9 protein-coding genes are annotated in these 19163 nt (G+C 45.6%); 3 read left to right on the top strand and 6 right to left on the bottom strand.

Features of this window, described 5'->3' with window-relative positions; genetic code table 11:
• From C7Y66_RS17330 to C7Y66_RS17305, 6 genes are all read right to left on the bottom strand, one after another.
• On the bottom strand, nucleotides 1–615 hold a 615-nt coding region (locus C7Y66_RS17330), incomplete at its 3' end, for a protein kinase (protein ID WP_146149815.1).
• Nucleotides 616–773: 158 nt separating this feature from the next.
• Complete coding sequence (locus tag C7Y66_RS17325) at nucleotides 774–5300, bottom strand: right-handed parallel beta-helix repeat-containing protein (RefSeq protein WP_158265946.1); 4527 nt, start codon at nucleotides 5298–5300, stop codon at nucleotides 774–776.
• 17 nt (nucleotides 5301–5317) lie between these two features.
• The gene (locus C7Y66_RS17320) at nucleotides 5318–9418 is read right to left on the bottom strand and encodes a TonB-dependent receptor (protein ID WP_199197487.1); all 4101 of its coding nucleotides are present in this window, start codon (nucleotides 9416–9418) and stop codon (nucleotides 5318–5320) included.
• Nucleotides 9415–10944: a DUF11 domain-containing protein gene (locus C7Y66_RS17315; RefSeq protein ID WP_106546547.1), complete on the bottom strand. Its 1530-nt coding sequence runs from the start codon at nucleotides 10942–10944 to the stop codon at nucleotides 9415–9417. The genes C7Y66_RS17320 and C7Y66_RS17315 overlap by 4 nt, the downstream gene beginning before the upstream one ends.
• 332 nt (nucleotides 10945–11276) lie before the next feature.
• The gene (locus tag C7Y66_RS17310) at nucleotides 11277–11834 is read right to left on the bottom strand and encodes a DUF11 domain-containing protein (RefSeq protein WP_106546549.1); all 558 of its coding nucleotides are present in this window, start codon (nucleotides 11832–11834) and stop codon (nucleotides 11277–11279) included.
• A gap of 145 nt (nucleotides 11835–11979) precedes the next feature.
• Complete coding sequence (locus tag C7Y66_RS17305) at nucleotides 11980–14679, bottom strand: hypothetical protein (RefSeq protein ID WP_106546546.1); 2700 nt, start codon at nucleotides 14677–14679, stop codon at nucleotides 11980–11982.
• Nucleotides 14680–15435: 756 nt separating this feature from the next.
• On the opposite strand from C7Y66_RS17305, the gene C7Y66_RS17300 reads away from it, so the two are divergent.
• The 3 genes from C7Y66_RS17300 to C7Y66_RS17290 all read left to right on the top strand — a co-directional run bounded on the left by C7Y66_RS17300 (nucleotide 15436) and on the right by C7Y66_RS17290 (nucleotide 19087).
• Nucleotides 15436–16260 (top strand): glycosyltransferase family 2 protein, encoded by an 825-nt coding sequence (locus tag C7Y66_RS17300; protein WP_106546545.1) that lies wholly within the window; start codon nucleotides 15436–15438, stop codon nucleotides 16258–16260.
• An 89-nt stretch (nucleotides 16261–16349) separates the two neighbouring features.
• Nucleotides 16350–17567: a glycosyltransferase family 4 protein gene (locus tag C7Y66_RS17295; RefSeq protein ID WP_106546544.1), complete on the top strand. Its 1218-nt coding sequence runs from the start codon at nucleotides 16350–16352 to the stop codon at nucleotides 17565–17567.
• Nucleotides 17564–19087 carry an efflux RND transporter periplasmic adaptor subunit gene (locus C7Y66_RS17290; RefSeq protein WP_106546543.1) on the top strand — a complete coding sequence of 508 codons (1524 nt, stop codon included), beginning with the start codon at nucleotides 17564–17566 and terminating at the stop codon, nucleotides 19085–19087. The genes C7Y66_RS17295 and C7Y66_RS17290 overlap by 4 nt, the downstream gene beginning before the upstream one ends.
• Nucleotides 19088–19163 lie beyond the last annotated feature (76 nt).

Here is a 19163-nt window from a genome sequence, read left to right as displayed (position 1 = left end):
TCCTGGTTTGGTACTAGCAGCAGAGATACTCGTCCCAGCAAGTTGTTTTGCTACGCCAAAATCGATTAAGACGAATTTGTTATCAACTTTTTGACGTAGAATATTAGTCGGTTTGATATCCCGATGAATCACATCGCAATGGTGAATGAATTGCAGTACGGGCAGTAAACTATGCATCAGCGCCCGAATTTGTTCTTCGTTAAACGATCCTTGCTGTTCTAATTCTTTTTCTAAATCTTGCCCGTCAATATGCTGTTGTACCAAGTACAAGCGTTGTTCTTGTTCAAAATAACCGAATAAAGTTGGAATTTGGGGATGTTTTTCTCCTAGTTCTAATAACTGTCTGGCTTCTTGCTTGAACAATAAAGTAGCCTTTGCCATTGCCTCAATATTGCCTTGAATGTGGGGCAGAGGAAAAAACTGCTTGATCACGCAAAGGGCATTGAGACGATTGGCATCTTCTGCCAAAAAGGTGCGTCCAAAACCACCATTGCCGATTGGTTTAATTGCTTGATATTGGTCTTTGAGTAGCAACTTGGAGCCACAGACGAGACAATACTTTCTCCCATCTAAGTTTTGGGGATTCTGGCAGTCTGGATTCAAGCAGTAACTCATATCTGGGGATCGGCTTATGGAATCTGTATTTAGTCTTCCCAGATTTAACAGGCAATTAGCTATTGAGGGAAAACTACAGTAGGGAGTAGGGAGCAGGGAGCAGGGAGCAGGGAGTAGGGAGCAGGGAAGCTCTACTACACGACTAGGTAAAGATCGGGTTAGTTGAGCTTAGCTTTAAACCGCACAAATCCATAGGCATTTGCAGGAATTCCAGGCGCAGTCGCATTGATTAAATTGCCTAAATTAACCACGATCGCCCCCGTGGTATTGCTACCCTGACAATTAACATTAGGGTAAACACTACTCGGCTCAACTCCTGGGGGAAAATACACTGCCGTATCTCCATCGCTGACATTTGTTAACGATTCAGTCGTCCCGTTATATTGCCAGAGAATTCCCCGTGCTACTCCTTGTAAACCTCCAGATGCTTGCACGGGATAGCTATCGAACCCAGTAGCAAGAAAACTCATATTTGCGGGAACGCGATCGCAAAACAACACATTTTGAGCTGTAGTCGCACCAGTAGAGAGATAGTAAATCGTGTATTCGACTTCTTCCCCCGGTTGGACAAAACCGCCATCGATCTGTCCTCTCAAGGAGTCATCCAGCGGTAAACCCCAGTTCACATCTTCATCGAGATCGCCATTATTATTCGGGTCAGTAGCAGTACCATCAAACCCAGAAAAAGGAACGCCATTAATGGCAGTAATGCGCTTGACGAGTGATAGATGAGGGCTGCCAGTAATGGTAATATTACCGCTGAATTCTGAAGTACTGCCATTTGGGGCGCTAGTGCAGTTTTCGCTGTTGAGACAGGTAGCAGTAGCAGTGAGCGTGTCAGCGGTTGTGACTGTATTGGGCAGACTGCCTAACGGGATCGAAAATTCAAATCGGTTTGTGGTGTCAGTACCTTGGTTGAGACCATTGAACGGACTAGTATAAGTGCCAGTTGTCGCATCGGCATCGTCTGCCGAATCTTCAACCAACGTCACGAGATATTCTTGTCCTTCACCAAAACCTGAGGGGTCGGGTTGTTTGACAAAAAATTCTATTTTCGAGCCAGGGCGAGCAAAGCCTTTAACGACTAGGTTACCACCTGAAAGCTGAGCGCTCTCTAAAATCGGAAAGTTAAATAGACCATTTGCACCCGTATCGAGATCGCCACTGTCATTAAGCGTCACCCCATTACCTTCGCTACCACCACCCAAATCGATGCCAAGTCCACCGTTGCTATAGATCGAGTTTTCAGTCATTGTGTTGCCCGTTCCCGAAGCAACGACAATACCATCACCGAGATTGTTAGCGATCGTATTTTGACCGATTAGGTTGTTGTTTCCTAAGCGGATACCAATTCCCGCATCCTGAGCGTCGTCAGGCGTGCCATTGTTGATAATCTGGTTACTACTCAGGTTGTTGCTGTTGTTGGTAGTCGTATGTAGATCGATCCCGTAACCTGGGTTGTTGATGATGATATTCTCAGTCACGTTATTGCTACTAGAGCCAATCAGTTCGACCCCATCAGCAAGAGGATCGGTCACGCCATTATTACGGATGATATTGGAATTAACGTAAGCGCTAGTTGCACTTTGAAACTTTACGCCTGAGTTATCATTGCTAAAAATAGTAGCATCTTCTAGCCGCGAGTTCGCTGCCCCCGCACCATTGAAATAGACTCCCACACCTGCCGTACCTACACCGTTAGCACCAGTAATACCGATATTTTTAATAAAAGTAAAGCTAGCTTGCACTTCCAGCCCAGGACCGGCGGCGACGTTGAGGATAATTTCCGATCCAGTCGTGTTGTTAAATATTGGTGCGTTAGTGTCTCCAGTTAAGGCAGTTTGGGTTCTGCCATCAATACTAGTACGGTTAGCGTTAGTACTGCCAGTTGCATTGGCGATCGCGGGTAGAGCAGTTGCTAAAGTAATTGTGGCGACACCACCGCTAAATTGGTTAGGTAACCCCGCCCGTAAACCGGGATGAGCTGCACCATCTGAAATCATGAAGATGCTCTCCTCCCTACCGGAAAGCACTCCAACTTGAGCCAGACTCGTATTGTTGAGAGTATTACTGTTAATAATGAACTGGCGCAAGCTGCCCTGACCGGAATCTCTCGTACTGACTATGGTGTCAAAGTTAAAGCCGAAGTCTATACCCGTGATATTACCAGCACCAGCATTAATTTGGGCGATCGATTGAGCAGCGGTTGTAGCGGTAGTGAGTGCGGCTAACGTGGTACTACCATTGCCCGCATCAACTAATGTCGGGTTTTCTCCCCCCACCCGATCTGCAACCGCAGTTACAGTCCCTGTCGTGGCATCAGTACGATAAGTCTGTACTGGAATGAGCGTACCTCCCGAACTGGGACGGGCAGAAGTTACAGTACCGTTAACCACGCGCACCGTGTAACTTGTATTTCCTGGCTGATTGGTGAAGCTGTAAGCGCCGTTAGTATCAGTGAGAGTGGAAGTCAAGAAATTGCCTGCCGAGTTATATAACTCTACCCGTACACCTGGGCGGCGAATCACGCCTGTTGGGAAGCCAGAGGCTGCGGCTGAATTGTTAGCAGTTGTATAGTCGCGCCCTGCACCACCACCATAGTTAACATCTTCAAACACCGTACCAGAGAGGTTAACTGTAGGTAAGCTAACTGTCGTGGTATCAGTCTTGCTATTGTTGCCTGCACCAGTTCTGTTAAGGTCGTCTGGGTCAGTTACATCATCAGTGCGGACAATCTTAGCTGTATTCGTTATAGTACCAGCACTAGAAACCGTACCAGTGATGACATAAGTTGCCGTAGCACCGCTTTTGAGGTTTACGGTTGTACTGATATTATTACCCGAACCGCTAGCTGCGCCACAAGAGTTGCCAGTAGCAACAGGCGACACAGTACAACTCCAGTTCACTCCAGTAATCGCTGCCGGAACAGTATCGGTAAACGCTGCGTTGGTAACATCAGTCGGACCATTATTCCTCACCACGACTGTATAGGTGACAGTGCTACCTACACTCAAGCTTGCTGGACTGTGAGTCTTACTCACGACTTCCAAGTCAGCTTGTCTGAGTACCACACCGCCATTGAGTTGAGCGATACCAGAGGGATAGTAAGCCCAGGTATCTATCCCTTTGTTATCACCAAATGGATTGTTCCAACCGTGTACGCCAGTACTACTATCTACTCCATTCAAAGCACTAGAGCCACCAACTGTTGTGTCATCGAAGTAGATTGTGTAAGGATTGGGATTCGGAACTGTAGGTGGTACAGGGTCATTGAGTCGTTGAATTGTGATTCCACTAGGGTTGCTCTCAGCATCTAAAAGTGGGAGATGTATTTCACCTGCATACAGCACAATTTGACCACCGTAAGCAACGCTACTAGCGGGTACAGTAGCTCCCGCACCATCTCTCCCATCCCAAGGAAGAGTGTTTGTTCCGGGCGTGGCAAACCCAGATAGTACTTTGTCATTTCCATCTCCGTATATACCGTTCTGGTTCAGGTCAAGAGTAATTAAAAAACGTCCTGTTACGTTACTAGTAAAGCTAAAATTACCAGTTAGAGGTGATGTGCCAGCTGTGCCAGCAGTACCTTCAACACCTTGAAAGGTAAAGTTGCTGGGTTGGGGAGCAACTGGACTTGTCAGCAGCCATGTACTACCACTGGCACTTGGTGCAGAAAAGGGCAGATCGCTACTAGGTGTGTTGAAGAAAATTTTGTGAGTGACGTTGATCCCACTGTCTGCCGTATTCGGGTCATGAACGGTAACGCCAGATTCTAACCCAGTACCGCCAGGGAACAGTACAGATCGAAAAAGCGGCGCATTAGTGGTAGAAGACTTAAACCCGTTGTTGTTGGCAAAAAAGACGAACGTGAAGGGACTTAAGCGCCTTGGATTGAGTTGGTAGCGATAACCATCGGCAGTCTGGACGTAAAGTAGGGGGGCAAAATCATTACCAGTGTTCGGCATTCTTAGTGCCAGACTGTTTGAATAGACGCGACCCGAAAAGGCTGAACCTGTATTAGTACTATCTCGCACAGTCACATCCCAGGCGGCTACCCAACCCACATTATTAGCCTGAGTCCAATTACCACCAGCAGCTATAGCTGTTGGGTTATTGTCAACAGCAGGATTAGGGCTGACAAAATCAATTTCCCAGATCCCGCTTCCAGCAGTCGTAGTCTGAGCAGTCGTAATAATACAGGGAGTGTACCCGTTAGTATTTGGAGCCGGACCAGCTACCTCCTGGGTACGGTTGAGAATCCTGCCAACACTGGTAAGACAACTACCAGCAGCACCCGTGGGAGAGCGATAGTTAATTCGCCCTGAGCCAATACCATTAGCACTAGAACCTAAATTAATCGTTTCCCCTGCATTGACATAGACTTTGATCTTAGTTCTGAGGGCAATGCTGCCAATCGTATCTCTTGCGGTTCCTGAGTGATATAGCAAGAAAGCACGGTTGCCTCCGTTACTAGTTAATTCCTTACTTCCTTCCGCATGGGCGGCTGGACTCAACCCACCCGAAATACCTAGAAAAAGGGCAAGACTACCAATAAAGGCTCCTCGCTGCCACCATTGAGTGGAAGACTGACTAGAACAGCCGTTCCTGTAGTCCTGTGGGCGTGGGTCGCGGCGACTGTTACCCCTATGCAAGTACCTAAAATGCAGAAAACTTACCTTTCTCATGGCGCTGTTCTTATGCTTCATTGCTTTGTCGGCGCATTATCGAGCTGCTGGGCTTTTTCGGTGGGAACTGCCTGCATCTCTGTTTTCGCTTTTGGTTTCTGCTTCAATCCAGTAGATAGCTTTGAAGACTGCGATGAGCCTGCTGCTACAGGTTGAACTTTAGATTTTTGCCGTGGTGCAGGAACGGGTTTTTGCAACCCAAAACCATCAAACAATTCGTTCAATTTCACAGTTAAACCAAAATAAGCCCCGCCAGCAGACCGAGAACCGCTAAAATCGTCATCATTCACCTGACCAAAAGCATATCCTGCCGATAACCGCAGATTTGGTGTCAGGTAGTAGCCTGCTTCAGCAACAAAACCCGTCTCGCTGCGATCTTCTGAAGGTTGATTAATCCAGCGAGCTTCACCAACCAAATCGATTTTGTCGTTCAAGCGATAAGTCGCTCGTAATTGTCCCAAATTAATCGTACTGGAATTGACTAAATCTGCTGCTAAGTAAGAGGTACTGTGGCGAATTGCATACTTGCCGTAAAGTTCCCATCGCCAGTTAGGAGCATAAATCGTTTCTAGAGCAAAAGTATGGTCTTTGGAACCCGTACCGCTGCCGAGTAAAATCGTATCGGGAATTGTAGAAGGATTCTTGCGATATTCATAACGTAACAAAGCATTAAATTTATCGTTATTCGGGTCGCGATATGCTAAACCCACTTTTAAGTGAGCCGTATCTCCCAACCCTGAGAGTCTTTGGTTAGAAGCATTCGCCTGTTGATAGTTAACCAAACCCGTTAGCGCGGGAGAAATTTTTCCGGTTACATTTGCAGAAATAACTGTATTAGAACCACCAGAAGAATTCCGATGTTCGTAACGAGCGCTAGCTTTGAAATCGTCGCTAGGCGTGTATGCTAAGCCAATATGGTAGTTATCGCCGGAGTCAACGCCAATTGAAGAGGCACTTTGTCCCGCTGTAAAAGGTTGCACGAACTGCTTACCTGCTCCAGTCCGATTGAAGAAACTACCAAATACATGCTCGTATCCCAAGTCCAGCTTTAACCCAGGGGCAATGGTCAGACCTTGTTTGATGCCGATCGCACCCTGTGTTGTCATCCCGTCACCCCCATTTAAAATGGAGTAACGCCCGTTGAGAGTGGTATCCGTACCGAATTTGCGTTCGCCGATAAAATCGAGACTGGTAATCGAGTTACCATCATTCTGACTGCCAGTGTAAAACTGTTGGGCGAGGCGGATGCTCAAATCTTGTGCAACTTTCCAATCTAATCCTACAATCGTGCGGTCTGGATAAACAGCATCCTCTTCGTCAGAAATGGTCAATTCGTTTTGGGCTAAAAAGGTGAGAGTTTCAGTTAAAGGTAACTTGAGACGCGATCGCAATTGGTCTGAAGTGCCGCTCAACGCATTTGGCTCGATCCGGTCTTCTCGATGCCGATGTACCCAATCTAATGTGAGATCGGCTTTACCAATCTGCTGCTGTACTCCGGCTGTAATCGTTGTCAGCGAGTTGTCAACCTTACTGCCTGGAATCGCTTCCAAACGGGGTGAAAATAGATCGGTAAAATTATCTAATGGTTGAGGTGCGATGCCGCGATTGTCTTCATGGTCGTACTGCAACCGAACATTAGTTTTTGCAGCAACCTGTCCTGTAACCTGCGCTCCATAACGAGTTTGACCTGGAACAAAGCTAGTTGTCGCGTTGTTACTAAAACCTGTATCTGTGGAACGCCAATAAGCTCGACCTTGAATCCCTTTGGCGATCTCTCCCTCAGCCTCTAACCGATAAGCCGAACCGCTGACTTCTCCCATCATTTCTGAATCATTTTGAGAGTGAGCGTATTCGGCAATCAAATGTATCTTGTCACTTATCGCAATTTGCGCGTCCGCACCGTAAAGTTCAAAGTCGCGAATGCCGCGCTCCTCTTTTAAATAAGTTGCACCGAGCCAACTTTCATTTTCAAGTTCTCGCGAGATGTTGTACTGGACTCTACCACCGTAGATGCGATTGTCCTTTTCTTGGCTCTCATACTGATAGGTGGCAACAATTCGCCGCACCAAAACTTGTCCATTTTCATCTACAGCCGTGCGAAAAATTGGTTCGCGAAATAACAACGTACCGCGATCGTAGTCGATATCGTAGTCTGTTCCTCGAACCAGTTGTTGACGTGACAATACCGTACCTGGGCGATTGAGTTCTTCGACTTCAATCGAGATGTTTTCACTTCCAGGTATAAGCAAGCGTCGCGAGAGGAAATAATAACCGCTCGTACCATCAGGCGGGATGGTGTCGCGCTGAAACCCTTCAACATTATCGCCGTAGAATACTGAGAGTTGAAAATCTCCTAGATTGTAATTTGCTTTGAATCCGTGGAGGTTGCGAGAAGTCGCAGTATATTCTTGTGAGGAGCGAGCAAACTCTTTGGTATCGTAATCTCCCCACATTACATAGTCAGGCTCAGCTCCAAGAATGGATGCCGATCGCTCAAAGCGCAGATATAAACTATCTTGAGAAGGGGTGACAGCTTCGACTTTAGAACTATCGCCGTAAACGGGATAGTTGCGATCGCAGACTTGGTAATCTCGAAACAAACCCGAAGTGCCGTCACATTTTTGATTCAGGGTGCGATCGCTGTTATACGCACCCGTAAACAACCATTCGCCAATTTTACCTGTAGCAAAAACTGCTGTATGAAAACTCAGTTCGGTACGGTTGTCTTCGTCGGGGGGTAAAAAGTCGCGAAAACTCTTGTAAAAATCAGTCCCTCTAGCACCTAAACGCAAGTCAACAACACCCGTGACTAAACTAGAGCGTAGATTCGTTTCAAATTGAAATTGGGTATATGCTTCTAGCTGAAAAGCTTCAGCGCGAATTCTGACTGTTTGCGCTTGTAGTCCCGATCGCAGCTCAGCCGTGTATTGTCCTTTGCGTGCCAGAACTTGAAACCCTAAAATATCGGGCTTAGCATCCTTACCAATAAACTCCCCAGCACTAGCATCAAGAGTGACGATCGCATCTTCATTGGTGCGATTGCCTTTGTCATCGAGTAACTGCCCTTCGATCTTGGCTGTCGAACGTCCATCGGCGGGAATTCGCGATTCTTGAGTTTGGACGGTGATTTGCTTGGTATTACCGCGCACGTAGACTTTAACTGTCGTTGATTCTCCAGCGCGATCGCCAGTCTTAATTTTAAGTGTGAGGGTATTCTCTCCCTGGTGGAGTGGCACTCCATACCATGTCTGCGTTACGAAATTCGCCGTGTTATTTGTTTCTGTACCACCAATTAAAGATGTATCGACTAGTTCGCCATTTACTGACAGTTCAACGGGAATATTTGCGGGAGACTGCACGGTTACTGTAGTCGCTGGCACATCCAAGACTTGGTTCGATCGCGGCGAAAGAAATTTTAGGTCGTTTGAACTTGGAGTGGAAGTTGTCTGGGAATCGGTATTTTCCGAGTTTGGTGACTGGTTTTGTTCCCGTAAAGCAACCAAATAGTTAGCATACTTTTGCTCTGCCTCAGATTGCGGTACGCTCTGGGATGGGATATTTGTAGTTTGTTCGATCGCTTCTGGTGGTACGTTCTGAGGTGAAGTGTTAGTATTTTCGATGACATCTGACGCTGCTGGCAAAGAAAGTAATGCAACTTCAGCTTCAGGAAAATCTGTAACTGGCTGTTCTCCATTTAAGGCGATCGGTAGTGCAACTGTGTCGTTCCCGAAATCTGGCGTAGCTACTGTTGTTGTCCCTGGTGCAGCGAGGAACGCTACTAGCAATTGTTGCAACTGTTGGTCTGTTTCTGAAGGTGGTGCTGCAACGGCTTCAATCGGTAATGCTGCTACGTAAGTGCCAAATTCCTGCGTATTCTCAACAGGTACAGATGTCTCAGGTTGGGCAAGTAATGCCACAATATAATCGTGCCAGCGCTTTTCTGTCACTGATGGCTGTACTTGTCTCAATTCGATTGGTAATGCTGCTACGTAAGTACCAAATTCTGTTTGAGTTTGTAGTGGTTCTGTTCTAGCAGTTTTAGGCAGAATCAACAAACCGATCGCATTCACTGTAGTGACTACTAGGAAGGCATTGAAAAATCGCGTTCTCCACTTCATTTAGGCTTTGCCTCCTTCGCGATTGGAGTTACGGCAAAATTCATCCGCGCCATTCCACCAGGTTCTAAATGCACTAAACGAGATTGACTGTTGCGTTCGATAAAACGGCGGTTGGGAGCCAAGGTGTAGCCAGGTACGCTACTGAAATCTAAAACTCCCGTGCGATAACCAGAAATGACATTGGCAACAGAAAATAGTCCTTGAAGATCGGTAGTAATGCGGTTGCCGTCATCCATGAAAATCACAGCATTGGGAACTCCTGGTTCTCCTGGTTGCTGTTCGCCATCAAAGTTTTTATCTACGAATACTCGTCCGATCAGCGTGCCGCAATCTGACAAAATGCCTGGATTAATCCGTAATCTGTGAACGGCGGGACCATCTTTGACTGTTTGGTTGTTGTCAATGCGCTGTCCGGTCACGTTCGCCAAGTTTTCACCCTTGCCACGAACTGCGTCAGCCGTGAGGACTGCGGCATAAGCTATATTCAGAACTTGCTCGTTGGTAGCGTTACTTGGTAGTTCTATTCCCTCTGCACGTAAAGAGATCGTTCTACCATCGTGACTAGAGGCGATCGCAACTGGAGTTTTGCCCAACTCTGCCCGCACGGATTTAGGTATAAAAGTAAAACCTACGGGTAAAGTATCGGTAACGACAATATTTTTCAGGAGGCTGCTGCTAAGATTTTTGACTGAGAGACGATAGATAACTGTATCTCCAGGCTCGGCTGTAGCGCGATCGCCTGTTTTGACAACTTGTACTTCTTGAGCTTGACAAACGCTTGTATTTAAATCTAAAACGGCTAAGACTAATCCGATTCGTTCGGCATTTTCAATGTCAATCGTTCCGTTAACAGACGTGCGATTGTCAGTGGCACTAATTGGTTTACCGTCTAAAGAGGTAGCAGTATAAGCAACAACTCTATCGTCCCGTTCTCCAATTGTGAGCTTGATGCGGCGCTCGTCATAAATTGACTTATCGGGGGGATGAATTAATAAAATATAAGTTTTACCGCGATCCAACTGACCCCGCTGAGGATCGAGAAGGAAATTATAAGTTCCTTCTTTGCCATTGGTGAGGAAAAAAGGATTGCTATTTTCTGTATTTGGCTCTAATCCTCTGGGAATATTATTGTTAGCAATATCTGGTGATTCTGTACGAGTGAGAGATATAGGTTCGGCAATTTCTGTTGCTGTTGCATCTTGAGAATTTGGCTCGTACAAACCAATACTAAATCCTGTATAATCAGGCAAAGTTTCACCAGCGCAACCTGTAATTTTTCCTAAAGGATCTATTAAATCCGTGGTAACTACTGAGGCAGAAATTTTATTTGTTGTCGTTTGAATTGATTGTTTAATTTCTGATTTATCATTATTAAACTCATAACTATAAGTTGCTTGATTAGTAATTTCAATTGCTACTCCTGCTTGAATTAGACCAGTTAGTAAAGTTTCTAAGACAGCTCCAGCTAAAAGAGCTGTTGCTATTGGTCGCAACCAATAATTAAAAAATCGGTTCGGAGGTTGCATCTGCGTTTGGATAATTATTTTATTTGCCCGCAATTGGAGGACGAGCCGATGTTGATTTAGGTCAATTGTGTAATGGCGATCGCTGTTATTTAAGAAGAGATTTGAGCAGTATTGTTTTGACCTAGTAGGGCTTTTAGATCCCCCCTGCCCCCCTTAAAAAGGGGGGTTCAGCCTTTCCAAGTCGCCCTTTATAAGGGGGAATCGCTCTTTCAAGTTCCCCTTGTTAAGGGGGATTGAGGGGGATCGCTCTTTCAAGTTCCCCTTGTTAAGGGGGATTGAGGGGGATCGATGCTCATGTAAAAATTCCGAATTCCGAATTCCGAATTCCGAATTTATTTCACCTTGACTTGATAAGCTGCACCAACCAACTTGCTAGCATCAACTGCTTTGTCAAATTTCCAGCGAATATGAGTGTAGAGTTCTGCTGGTGCTGGCTCGGCTTTAACTTTACCGCCAGCTAATTTGACTTTTACAATTGGTTTTTCTGTAAAGCTCTTCCCATTATCGATGCTGTAAGTGACCGCAACCCCAGGATGGTTAATAGTAACAGAATTCAAAATATATGTCGTCTGCTTGGGAATTGGTTGAGTTAAAACGAGATTTTTGACTGGGCGATCGCCACTGTTAGCACCGCGCACAGTATAGCGAATCACATCCCCTGGAAAAACTGTAACTTTTCCCCGCATTGCTTGCCAAGTTGCTTTTGGCTTGCCCTGCGCGTCTTTCTGCATGACTTTCTTTTCTGCCATCAGATTTAACTGTACGGGGCGTTGAGATTGAATGTTTTGAACTGTTGCTTTTGGCTGTTGTTGGGCGCTAACGATGCGATCGCCTAGAGGTGCAGATAATAATACGGCGACAGCTACGCCAAACATTGACAAATGTTTCATTGTGACAGTCTCCTGATGATTCAAATCCATCCATTAATTTGCCCATTCAAGGCACGGATCTAACAGAGAGGTAGGAATATTGCAAAGCACTTGAGGCTAAAATTCGCGACTACGATTGTGTAGTCGCGAATTCTATTCGCCTAAGCTATTTCACTAGTCGCTGGAACTTGAAGTTTCCTTGTGGTGTTCCTGCTGTACCATTCGGAGCTAAACTACCGATAAAGTTGACATAACCAGTATTCGTCAAAGCTTCAGGTACGCCAGAGCCAGGATTGATCGTATCGATCGTCGTATTGTAGAAGCTGACGGTTCCCTGTGTACCAACTGCCCTTGTCAGTACGTGTTCTGTAGTTGCAGCCCAAGTACCATTTCTGGGGTTTGTCGTATCGCCAGTACCATCTTCAAAGATTTTGAAGTTGCTAGCACTTAATTGAACGCTACCGCTACCACCAGTAGAAGCAGGTGTCGAGATGTTTTCGTAAGAAATCCGATACTCGATCTTCCAGCCGGGTTGAGGTCTGGCTGGATTCGTTGTAAATCCATCAGGATCTGCGATCGCAGCACCAGTTGCATCTACAGTAATTGGATTACCAGCATCATCCAAAATCCGAGCTTCTTTGGTCAGCTTCACGAAACCCGTGTAGGTTCGATCGACTTTCAAGTTGAAGATACTTTCAGCCGTGGGAGTCGTTGAAGTCCGGCTAAACTCATTGTTATTATCTTCATCGACAAATGCCACGATCGCTACTGGATATGCAGCGTTTTGAGCAGCACCATCGCCAAGATTTACTGTTACTGTGTAGTCAAGGCTGACTTGACCGTTGAGCGTAGTGAGTTTGACTGCTGGACCAGAAGTAAGGTCAAAGGCACTAGTACCGCTATTCCATGTATAAGTGGCTGATTGCCCACCATACTCGATCTTGACAGTCGTACCATTTGGTAAGGTTGCATTCGTACCATAACCAGTATTGGGGTCTTGCTGGTTAGCAGTCGTGCTATCTGATACATAATCGGCTTGTTCAGCGGGAATTGGCTTCAGAACTACGTTGTTGAGTCCAAGCGAGTTGGGGTTTCTTACCGTGTTATTGAAAACAAGATCGAGAGTTTCTGCATTTGTGAGCGCATCGGCAGGATTTTTACCCACTGGCGGCGAAATTGACTGGTTCACGTAGTCAGTATGGTTAGAGTTTCCTGGACCTGTTGCCCCTGGAACTCCTCTAGGTCCAGTCAAAATGCTACCAGGTGCGTCAATGGAAAGTAGGTTAACTTCACCATCACTACCCGTACCCTGGTTACTTTGTGTGTTATTTACAGGTTGGTTGCTGGGGTCACTACCGTAAGTAGCAAGAGCTATACCATCATCATTGGCAGGATCGAAGCCACCTGCACCGTCAGTGTAAGGAGTTGTCGTACCCTCAAAGTTATTGGGGAATTGGTCGCCGGATTCATCATAGATAATCCGGTTAAGATCGCTATCTCCTTGAGTATGACCGAAGGCTTGAGCAATGTTGAGGATTTGACCACCAGCGAAGCCCGTAGCTGTCTTCACCTGGAACTGGAAGCCATTTGTATCGGTAAGTGTAGAAGATCCAGCTGTCATTGAGCCAGTACGGACAATACCAATCCGCTTCACTAAATCTGCTTGAGCCTGATTTGTAGGTGCAGTGGTTCTCCAGTTAGCACTGAGGGCTGTAGCGTTAGCCGCCGTAGGATCGTCATCACTATACACTACAGTCCAGCCTGAAGGTGCTGTTGGTAAGAAGCCAGCATCCAGAACTGTATTTGTAGGAATGACATCGGAAACTAAAATCACAGCTCCGGTAGGAGCGCCTGCACCCGTAATGGGAGTAGCAAGAGCTGTTCCTTCCAAGTTACCTACAGCAAAGGAAGAGGCATTAGGATAGGAGCCTTCAACGCGCAAGTCTAGACGGTAACGAATCTGGTCGTCATCGAGCGCTGAAGTATTAGGAGTATGTAGAGAGCGAGTCTTGAGTACAGTTGCCAGAGCGCGGGTAGTGACCTGCGTTCCTAAAGGAATCGATTGGAATGCTGCTGCTTCCCGTTCTCCATTTGCAGGACCTAAATTTCTCGGAGACGGTTCGGATATGTCAGCAGTACGAACATCATCATCAGTAGTGGCATCCGCTGTATATAGGATGTTCTGGCGATTTTGCGTTCCAGGGTCAGCAGTGTTACCAAATTGCACGCTAATTGGATTAGTTGCTATGGTTTCTGTCACTGTGACAGGAACTCGTACTACTATCTCTTGGTTAACATCAATCGAGCCATTAAAAGCAGTATAGCCTGCGCCTTGAATAGCTAGGATAAATGCAGCATTATCTGATTGAATGCCAGTATCAGGAACGGCAACTGGAGTTGTCAGCGTGTTGCCGTTAATTCTAACGATATAAACGCTGTTGGCTCCAGCAGTGCTGCCAATTTGACCACCGACAATACGACCGCCTGTATTTAGGATCGTCTTGCCTGGAATGTAGATAGCAGTGGTATCGTTACCGACGTTGGTAATTGTAAAGTCGAAGTCTAAAACATCTCCGTTAGAGACACTACTACCGTTTCTATCAACAGGTGTTGAACCAACAACAGCGATACCTGCAACCTCTGCTACTGTGATAGTGACTTCGTTAGAAGTTGCATTGATCGTACCAGGGTTGCTGGGGTCTTCATAAGTAGCAGTCGCTTTGTTTTTGATCTCAGTTCCCGCACCCGTGAGTGGTGCAGTCGGCACAGACTGCGCTAAAACAGGTGCAGTCATATTAAAAGTGCCACCCATTAATAAGGTAGCTACGAGCAGTTGGCGATAAAGCCGTTTGGTTTGAGTGTTCATATTTCCACAAGGTTCAGATCTTCAATAACTAACCACCGTCGGGTTAGTCTCACACCGTTAGACGAATTACACAGTTAGACAAAACTCATAGCTGTGGTTTTCTCAGTAAGACCGTGACAAAATTTGAGCTGAGAAGCCGCAGCAAAATAATATTTTCTCGAAATCTCCTTTTTAGTAGTGTCAAATTTCAGTCTTGAGGTAGAGGTCGAATTAACTACAGATTTATCTTGTCTGAGATGGTTGTAAACTACCTGAAGACAAACACTGAATTTATTTTCAATAGATATACTTCGATCGCAACTGAATTCTGCATAGATGAGTTTAATTTGGACTAAAAATTCAGTGCAATTACCGATCGTTTTTCTAAAATGACTATGGAATCGTGCAATTTACACGCTTGACAAAAAATCTGTAGCGATCGCTACTGAGATGCGTGCAGACTACACTTATGTGTTTACACTGCAATTAAGAATTCAATATGTTGAATTACGGATTCTATGTAAAAGTAAATTTTTTTGACAACAACTTGCGTTTCAAAATAAAACCGAACCTCGGTAAAATTACACAAATTGGCATAGATTTAATGGCGATCGCTAGAGAATTTTTACTATTTTTTAAGTTTTGCTCTAACTTGTCTTTCTCTTCACAAATTCTTTAACAAAAAACATAAAGATTCAAGTACTTCTACCGAACTAAATCAATACATTACGCAGCCATGATGTTTTTTAACAAAACTTTTACATTTCTCTCTGCCGCATGTTATTCGCACCTCCCGCCTTAAGTCACTCAGTCACAATCGTAATTCCTTGCTTGAATGAAGAAGGTAATTTGGAAAAACTTTTCCATACGCTCGATCGCACTTTTCAAAATCTAGGCTTTACTCTGCCAGTACTTTTAATTGATGACGGCAGCACAGACAGCACTCCTCAAATTCTGACACAGTTATGCTGTCAATATGCTTATTTAAAAACGATTCGACATCCTCAAAAGCGCGGTGTCACCGGAGTTTGGAAAACTGCGATCGCCCACGTTGATACAGAATGGATATTCTGGGGACAAGCCGATCTAGAATCTGATTTTCAGAGTGACTTACCTTTATTATTAGAAGCTTGCGTACCAGGAGTTGACGGCGTTGCCGGATGGCGACAGCAACGCGGTGATGGCAAAGTCATGGCTTCTAAATTTGCTAATCTTGCCTGTCGGATGTCCTTTGGTTTGAAAATTCATGACATGAATTGGATCAAACTTGTGCGCCGCGACATTCTCACCAAAGTGCCATTTGATGTTGTGACCCATCGCTACCTTTTGGCAATCTTAGCAGGTTGGGGATATAACATTACAGAGGTTGCTACTCCTTGGCATCCGCGTTTTTCCGGTCAGAGTAAATTTGGGCGCGGACGGCTGGTGACATCCGCCATGAACTTTTCCCGCACTTGGTGGTGGTTTCATATTGAAAATCGCTTGCTCTTACCATTGCAATACATTCCGGCGATGTTCAAAGCAGTTGATATTGGGTTTCGTGCGGGTAAAGAAGCCTTCGACATGCAAGTTAATCGCGATCGCGTAGCGAGTAATTCTTAATTTATGTAGAGACGTTACATGAATTTATGTAGAGACGTTACATGTAACGTCTCTACAATTCCCCTTCATTCCCGACTCCCCATTCTCCAATGAACAAACATATATTAGTTATCAGTTCGGTATATCCTCAAAATGCAGAAGGCAACCACGGAGCCTTTGTGCGAGAAGCAATTTTACGCTGTCAATCTGCGGAAACGACATTCTCGGTTTTTGCCCCAGCCTACGAAGGTAGTAAAAGCTACATGCTAGATGGCATAAAAGTTTATCGTTTTCGTTATTGTTTCAGACAGTTTGAAAATCTCGTCCGCGATGGAGCGCCGACTAAATTGCAAAAACAGCCGCTTTATTTACTCGCTGCGGCTCTTTACATCCTTCTGGGTACGATTGGGTTGTTTCTGGTGTGCTGCAAGGAAAAACCAGCCCTACTTCACGTTCACTGGGCTTTTCCACACGGATTGATGGCATTCCCTGCTAGTAAGATTCTCGGCATTCCAATGGTGTTCAGTTTTCACGGAGCCGAACTTTTACTGGCAAATAAATTCCGCTTTGTCTCGTCAATTCTGCGCTGGCTTACGCCTCATGCAAAAAGCGTCACTGCCAATTCTTCTTTCACATTAGGATTGGTACGGAAAATTTATTCTGGCGCAGTTACTGTAATTCCTTACGGTTTGACGATTGAAGCAAAACCACCCAAACAACGTCCAGAAGGGGCAATTCCTCAATTACTTTTTGTTGGCAGACTGGACGAACGGAAAGGATTGCGATATCTATTGGAAGCTTTGACGCTGATTTTAAAACAGCAGCCTGTGTGCTTAAGAGTGATTGGTAAGGGAATCCTAGAGACAGAGATTAAATCTCAGTGTCAAGATATGGGCTTAGATAAAGTGGTAGAATTCCTCGGTTTTGTCAGTAAAGCAGAGTTAGCAGATGCATATGCTGCCTGCGATATCTTTGTTTTGCCTGCCATTGTAGACAGCAAAGGCGATACCGAAGGACTAGGGATTGTCATGATAGAAGCCTTAGCACATGAAAAGCCTGTAATTGCTAGTGCAGTTGGTGGCATTGGCGATGTCATCCGTTCTGGAGTTACGGGTCTATTAGTACCCCAAAAAGATCCGGAAACGCTAGCAGCAGCGATCTTAAAAGTGCTGAGCGATCGCAATTTAGCTCAACAGCTAGGACGACAAGGCTTACAGGATGTCCAAGTTCGGTTTGGCTGGTCGCGGATCGTTCCTCTGTGGCAAGAGGTATTTAGCTCCGCCTTGGCTAATACTGCGCCGACGCTCTCTCAAACAGTGAAATTATGATTCGTTCACATCCATTATTTTCTCGTGCTGTGTTGACAACGCTAGTAGCAGCGCCGTTGGGTATTATGGCGGTTCTAGCGATCGCCGTACTCGTGCCAGCGACCAAAAATCCAGAGTCGAAAATCTACGCTTCTAGCATTGGTTATCCAGCATTGCAACGATTAACGGGTAAACCGATCGCGGTGAAAACTGTAGCCGTAGCGCCAAAAACTCTAGAGGATAACGTAGCTGCACCTGGGGAGTCGGTGGCGTTGCATAAAATAGACCTCCGCCCACAGGTATCGGGACCCGTAGAACAGGTTTACGTTGAGGAAGGGCAGTCGGTACGAAAAGGACAGGCATTGGTTCAGTTCCAGCAAGAACCCTATAAAAATGCCGTTGATGCTGCCCGTAACAATGCCGCTATTTCGGAAATGGCTCTGCTGAACTTACAAAAGTCAGCGCCAGTGAAATTAGCCAAGCTAAAAACTGATGTCGAACTTGCCAAACATCGGCTGGCGATCGCCTCAACCAAAGTGCAAGATATGAATTCCTTGGTTGAGAAGGAACTCAAAGACCAAGTTGCTGATGGTCAGCATCGGCTGGCGATCGCCCAAAAGAAACTGCAACAAATGAATTCCTTAGTACAAGCAGGAGCGATTTCTAAATTTCAGCTCTACGACATTCAAGATAGTTATTTAGCGCGGAAGAAAGACCTAGATTCAACCAAACGGCAAACAATTAACGCTCAAATTCAGCTCTACGGTAGCCAAGACTTTTATACAACTTTGCAACAAAACTTGCTTGGCGCTCAACAAGAACTAGCACACACGCAACAAGAGATCGATAACGAACTAGGGAATGCTCGTCTGAAACTGCAAAACGACAAAATAGCCCTACAAAATGCGCTAAAAAATTTACACAATACAGTGCTTTACGCACCGATGGATGGTTTAGTTAGTTGGGTTAATATCGATCGCGGTGAATTAGCAGGGGTACGTGCTAGCCGTCCGCTGGTTAGTATATCTAAAGATTTTGCGATTAGGGCTTATATCGACCAAGCGCAAATCAACGCGATTAAAGTTGGAGATCTCGCGACGATACGTTTGATGTCTTATCCTGGTCGCACCTTCCAAGGGAAAGTGATTCGACTCAACCCAACCATTTTAACTAGTGCGGGCAAACGTCCTAAAGGTGGGATCGATCGCCGCTATACTTACTCCGTTTGGATTGCCGTTGACGATCTGCAAATGGCAGCTGGCTTGCAGGGATACGTTCAATTCAATAAGGACAAAGCTAATTTAGCAATTCCAGAAAGTGCAGTCATTCATTTATCTGGTGGCGAAGGCATGGTGATGGTTGCCGAGGCAGGTCAAGCAGTTGTCAAACCAGTCCAAATGGGCAGAATTTTCGACAATCAACGAGAAATTATATCGGGTTTGATGCCTGGGGAACAGGTTGTACTTTCTCCTAGAGGGATAAATCCAGGCGATCGCTTAGAAGTCAGAAGTCAAAAGTCAGAAGTCAAAAGTCAAAACTGAGGATAAAGGAGACAAGGGGGACAAGGAAGACAAGGAGGACAGGGGGGAGATTCTATCCACCAGCCACTGGTTCCAC

The organism is Chroococcidiopsis sp. CCALA 051 (assembly GCF_003015105.1).
Lineage (GTDB): Bacteria > Cyanobacteriota > Cyanobacteriia > Cyanobacteriales > Chroococcidiopsidaceae > Chroococcidiopsis > Chroococcidiopsis thermalis.
Note: the sequence above shows the minus strand (reverse complement) of the source record. Positions and strands in the feature narration are given on the sequence as shown.